This is a genomic window from Desmonostoc vinosum, from assembly GCF_059505385.1.
Map to the genome: position 1 here is coordinate 1 of NZ_JCACKM010000261.1, position 5,613 is coordinate 5,613.

General features: G+C 43.5%; 4 protein-coding genes. 3 read left to right on the forward strand and 1 reads right to left on the reverse strand.

Translation table 11 applies throughout. The features are described from left to right. Positions 1–276: 276 nt before the first annotated feature. The 3 genes from nrdJ (at position 277) to rbp (ending at position 5,129) form a co-directional block, all read left to right on the forward strand. Positions 277–3,798, forward strand: coding sequence for a ribonucleoside-triphosphate reductase, adenosylcobalamin-dependent (gene nrdJ / locus AC5JMF_RS28480; protein WP_495799072.1), 3,522 nt, complete (start codon positions 277–279; stop codon positions 3,796–3,798). Positions 3,799–4,062: 264 nt separating this feature from the next. Next, on the forward strand, positions 4,063–4,281 hold the full coding sequence (locus AC5JMF_RS28485) for a ssl0294 family protein (protein ID WP_495799073.1): 219 nt from the start codon (positions 4,063–4,065) through the stop codon (positions 4,279–4,281). Positions 4,282–4,820: 539 nt separating this feature from the next. Further along, on the forward strand, positions 4,821–5,129 hold the full coding sequence (gene rbp, locus AC5JMF_RS28490; protein ID WP_495799074.1) for an RNA-binding regulator: 309 nt from the start codon (positions 4,821–4,823) through the stop codon (positions 5,127–5,129). 206 nt (positions 5,130–5,335) lie between these two features. On the opposite strand, the gene AC5JMF_RS28495 is transcribed toward rbp, so the two are convergent. Next, positions 5,336–5,491: a hypothetical protein gene (locus tag AC5JMF_RS28495; RefSeq protein WP_495799075.1), complete on the reverse strand. Its 156-nt coding sequence runs from the start codon at positions 5,489–5,491 to the stop codon at positions 5,336–5,338. Positions 5,492–5,613: the final 122 nt, after the last annotated feature.

Below are 5,613 nucleotides of genomic sequence, written 5' to 3' on the forward strand. Positions count from 1 at the left end.
CTTACACTGAGAGAGTTTTTTTACAAACTACCTGACTTTTCAAACAGCCTCTAAGGGTATCTATTGCCCGTTCTCTATTCCCTCTGAAGATACAATGTTCGGATTGCAACCTAGCTGTATAAGCTTTTTCTAAGTGAGAGACATTATACATTATAAAGTTATGTTGCAAATACTACAGTTTTAGAGCTAGCGCAAAGTGGACAATTTGACAATCTTTAATCCTGAATCTACTTGGCGTATAGTCATAATTTGTCCGCGAGCAACAAGACTTGATTTATGGTTCGAGAGCTTGAACGAAAACGCCAAAGCGCACAGTTTCCTGAAACAGCCCCTGCTGCTAATCCTGTATTTTTTAGAACTTACAGCCGCCGTACAGAGGGAGGATTGAGAGAAACATGGGATGATGTATGCGATCGCACCCTGCAAGGTTTAATCGAGTTGGGTAAGCTAAGCCAACAAGAGGCTGCCATCCTCAAGCAGATGCAGCAAAACCTCAAAGCTTTGCCTAGTGGTCGTTGGTTATGGGTTGGTGGGACAGACTGGATAGCGAAGCCCAAGAATTTTTCTGGGGCTTATAACTGTACTTCTACTAACCTCGAAGATTGGAGTGCTTTCGGGTTGATGATGGATTTAGCAATGATGGGCTGTGGGACTGGAGCCATCATAGAACCGCAGTATATTAACCAACTGCCTCCTATTCGTAATGCTTTGCATATCACTGTGCAGGGCAAAATTGGTAGCACTCCCAAAGACTTGCGTCGTGAATATACTGAAACTCATATAGAAGGTAACAAGGTTACTATCCACGTTGGAGATAGCCGAGAAGGTTGGGTGAAATCATATCTAACCCTCTTAGAACTCTCTACTGATGAGCAATTTACTAATTCTGTAGAAGTCATAGTTGATATCAGTGATGTCCGTCAGGCAGGAGAAACTCTCAATGGTTTTGGCGGAGTTGCAAATCCTGTGAAATTGCCCGGACTTTATGAGCATTGTGCATCTATCCTTAATAAAGCTATAGGTAGACAACTAAACTCTGTTGAATGCTGCTTGTTAATTGATCAGGCTGCTGTCACCATAGTTGCTGGTAATATTCGCCGTTGTTTACCAGAAGATGCCCTAGTTCATACTTCCAAAGGTCTTATTCCCATTTGCGATGTCCTGGTAGGCGACTTAGTGCAAACGCCTCTGGGATTCCGGCGAGTTGTTGATAAATTTGACCAAGGATACCAGGATGTTTATGAGATTGAAACTAATGCGACTTATCCCAGAGCAACTTTAAATCACAAACAAGCTGTTTTAGCAGATGCTAAAGGCGCAGTCAACTGGCAGCCTATTGCTAGTTTAGTTGAAGGCGATCGCCTCTTACACAACACGCAAATTTTACCTGGAAAAGTCACTCATCTACCTGTTGATTTTCCTAAATCTGGTTCGATACAAAGTCGAACAGCTAAATCCTTTTCCATTCCTGAATTCACGCCTGAAATAGCTTGGCTAATTGGCTTAACTCATGGTGATGGCTATATCGCCCTTGGTTGTAACAAGCACAACAAACCTTATGGCCGTGTTGAATGGTCGATGAATAGTTTAGATACCGAACTCACAGCGAGAACACAAGCGAAAATAGACGCCGCTTTAGGTTTATTTGGTCTGACAGCCACTCATAGCATTACTAGGGGTGAAAACACAGCCAAGTCTATTTGTTCCTCTATTCGCTTAGCTGAGTACTTCCATCGCCATATTCAGCAACCTAATGTTTCTTTGGTGATTCCTGGTTTTATTTTGCAAGGTTCAGTAGATATTAGAGCTGCTTACCTAGCTGGATTAATGGATAGCAACGGTGCTGTTAATAACCAACCTCCTGATTTGGTTACATCAGTTTATCGGTCGTTTATCAGACAGGTAGGTGCTGTTTTATCTAGTTTGGGTATCGCTGGCAGAATCACCACTAATCGTCCACAGCAGCAGAAATGGCAAATCAAGTACAACCTGACAATTCCAGCACTTAAAGACCGTTACAATTCCCTAATTGCACCTCACTCGCTCAAAGGACAACTGCGTCAAGGACTCAAAGCTGATGGTTTCACCATTCCGGGCGAAATCATGCGTGAAGCTTATACCTACAGCGACATGCAAAATATGGGATTTCAGGGTTCTCCCTCTATAGATTCCAATTATGAACGTTATATTGCTGAAGCTGATATTTCACTAGATATCCCAGTCACAGTTAAAGGTTTGGGTAGCTACGATCATGTCCACACCTACGACATTGAAGTCGAAGAAGCACATTGTTTCTATTGTGATGGCTATCTGACACATAATAGTGCGGGTATGCGTCAGTTTATTGCTGAGGATCAACAAGCGTCCACTGCTAAGGATAACTTATGGCAGCAGGACGAAAACGGCAACTGGCGAATTGATCCTGAGCGTGATGCCTTGAGAATGGCAAACCATACTAGAGTTTTTCATCGCAAGCCAACTCTAGAGGAATGTATTGAGGCCGTCCGTAAACAATATTACAGCGGTGAAGGGGCGATTCAATGGGCTGGCGAAGCTGTTGCTAGAGCTAATAGTGATTTACTATCAACATCAGCACTAAAAGCTGATTTCTTGCAAGCATATGACCAAGGAACAGCGAAACAGTGGTTGCAAGAACACCATCCTCATCTTGATCATAATGAGCTAGAGCATCGTTTGGCTCGTTACGGTTTAAATCCTTGCGGAGAAATTATTGGTAGTAATTTCCACTGCAATTTATCTGAAGTTCACCTCAACCAAATTGACCCACATAACTATAAAGAACAAGAAGAAGCTTTCACCGCTGGGGCATTATCTGTAGTAGCACTTTTAAATCACAAATTCCTAGAACCTCGTTATCAATATAGCCGTGAATTAGACCCAATTGTCGGCGTTTCTTTCACAGGTTTATTTGATTTCTTTGTTCATGCTTTTGGTGTTGACTGGTTACGTTGGTGGTCAGAAGGAAGACCAGCAACTGCACAAGGATTAGCCTTGAAACGCGAGGAAGAAAAATATCTTAGTTTCTGGAGAGAGACGGTACATCGAGTTGTTTGGGATTATTGCGATCGCCATCATATCAAACGACCAAATCGCTGTACAACAGTTCAACCTAGTGGTACTAAATCACTATTAACCGGTGCTAGTCCAGGGTGGCATCCTCCCAAAGCTCAAAGATTTATTCGCCGAATCACTTTCCGCAGAAATGACCCAGTAGCCTTAGCTTGTATTGACTATGGTTATAATGTCATTCCTTCTCAATCTGATAAAGATGAACAGGGAAATTTACTCAACGATCCCTTTGATCATAGAGTCAGTGAATGGTTAGTAGAAATCCCCGTTTCCGTGCCTTGGGCTGATTTATCAGGAGCTGATGAAATTGATGTTTCTAAGTTTTCAGTATTAGCCCAATTCGATTTTGTGCTTCAAGTTCAGCAACATTACGTCACTCATAATACATCTGCCACTTTAGAGTTGCGATCTGACGAAGTAGAAATCCTGGGACAGCGGATTTATGAAACTATCCAAAATAACGAAGGATACATTTCAGCAGCGCTTTTAGCTCGTTTTGATGATTTGCAATCATTTCCACGTTTGCCCTTTGAACCAATAGATAAGCAAACATACGAACGTTTGACTCAAGAGGTAAAAGCACGACGAAAAACAGATGATTTCTGTGCAGTATTAAGCCGCTACGATTTAGGAGAATTAACAGAAGCCGGCCCCAGCGGCTGTGACTCCGATAAGTGCATGTTCCCCGAACAGCAGCCAACTTCGTGAGAGTGGGGAGTTGGGAGTGGGGAGTGGGGAGTTGGGAGTTGGGAGTGGGGAGTTGGGAGTGGGGAGTTGGGAGTGGGGAGTTGGGAGTTGGGAGTGGGGAGTTGGGAGTGGGGAGTTGGGAGTGGGGAGTTGGGAGTGGGGGAGCAGCTCTTCGACTTCGCTCAGTGAGCGGGGAAGAAATAACAAACACCCAATCCCCAATCCCTAACAAGTTACGATTAATGAAGAAACTATAATTTTTACGACAAACTTAGGAGAATCTTAATGTTCATTGATGAATTGTCACCTATATTCAAAGAGTTTACCCAGCATCCAGTCTCATTTCTAGGTGGGTTCTTCTCTGGAGTGCTGCGACTCAATCTTGCAGACGATCCTGTTAAAAGCTGGTTGGATAAACAAATCAACTCCAGTACTTACACTCTCTTTGCAACTGAGGCTCATAACGGTAGAGCCACTGGCCCCCAACAAATTTCCATTGAGTAAAAGGGACTGGGGGTTGGGGACTGGGGATTGGGGGCTGGGTATTTGTTATTTTTTCCCTGCTCACTGAGCGAAGTCGAAGTGCTGCTCCCCCTGCTCTGACAGGTGTAGGTATTTTACATTCAGCTGAAAAAGCTTATTTTTGTGTTCCGAAATCTTTAAGCGCGTCTTTGCGTCTCCGCGTCCCCGGGTCGTTCAAAACGCAAAATATTAAAAACCTACACTTGTCAGCCCTACTCCCCACTCCCCACTCCCCACTCCCCACTCTCCACTCTCCACCTCACATATAAGAGTGGCTAATTATATGTCACCTAGCTTTATAAAATCTCATACTTTGAAAAACGTCACAATCAGGTATTATATGAGCGTATGCGTAAGTTCAGACAGATGGCACGTGATTGTAGATAATGCCACCTGATTGGTTGCTCCTCTACAACAGTCGCCATCAGCGAATCAGAGAAAACTATGCAAACTTTGCAATTATGTTAGATCTGCTTTTTAACTGAACTCATCGCTCTTTGTTGAAAATTACGTGATCCCATATGACTATTTACGTTGGAAATCTCTCCTACCGCGCTACCGAAGCAGACTTAAGAGCAGTATTTGCAGACTACGGCGAGGTCAAAAGAGTTGTCTTGCCTACCGACCGTGAGACAGGGCGGATGCGCGGCTTTGCTTTTGTCGATATGAATGAAGATGCCCAAGAAGACGCAGCCATTACAGAATTAGATGGTGCTGAATGGATGGGTCGTCAACTTAGAGTTAATAAAGCTAAACCGCGCGAAGAAAATAACCAACGAGGTAGTTGGGGGAAAAAACGAGAGTTTAACAAGGAAGAATCACAATACTAGCACATTGTTGCGAGTTAAGCAATATCTACTGGTGTGTCAAAGCTAAAAATATTTGGTGAATAAAATAACTTAATCAAACCGCACCCGACCAGTTGTGAGCAAAACAGCAAGATCATAACTAGTCGGTTTTTCCATGCTGAGTTTTGGCAAATGACTAACAGCGAACAGCAAATTTTACGCGTTGATGCTCGAAAACAGATAGTGAACTACCCACACTGACCTGACGGTACAGTGTGAGCTTCCAACATCACAGAAGATTGCCGCATCTTGGATTTGCGTCCGCGAATTGGTCTTACATCCTCTCCGTTGGCGTTAGCCTCCCCCGTCCCAGAGCTATCCATTAGTCGCATCTTTCTTAACATTGCTGTAAGTCAGACGCTGAGGGAATGATAGAAGTAAATAATGAGAGCATGATTGACTTGAGAGACATGAGTAGGTGGCTAATGCCATATTTATGCGCCGAGCAGTTTCGAGTTGTAACTTG

Excerpts from the sequence above, each read along its gene's own strand:
- nrdJ (WP_495799072.1), top strand. The coding sequence starts at position 277 with ATGGTTCGAGAGCTTGAACGAAAACGCCAAAGCGCACAGTTTCCTGAA.
- AC5JMF_RS28485 (WP_495799073.1), top strand. The coding sequence starts at position 4,063 with ATGTTCATTGATGAATTGTCACCTATATTCAAAGAGTTTACCCAGCAT.
- rbp (WP_495799074.1), top strand. The coding sequence starts at position 4,821 with ATGACTATTTACGTTGGAAATCTCTCCTACCGCGCTACCGAAGCAGAC.
- AC5JMF_RS28495 (WP_495799075.1), bottom strand. The coding sequence starts at position 5,491 with ATGTTAAGAAAGATGCGACTAATGGATAGCTCTGGGACGGGGGAGGCT.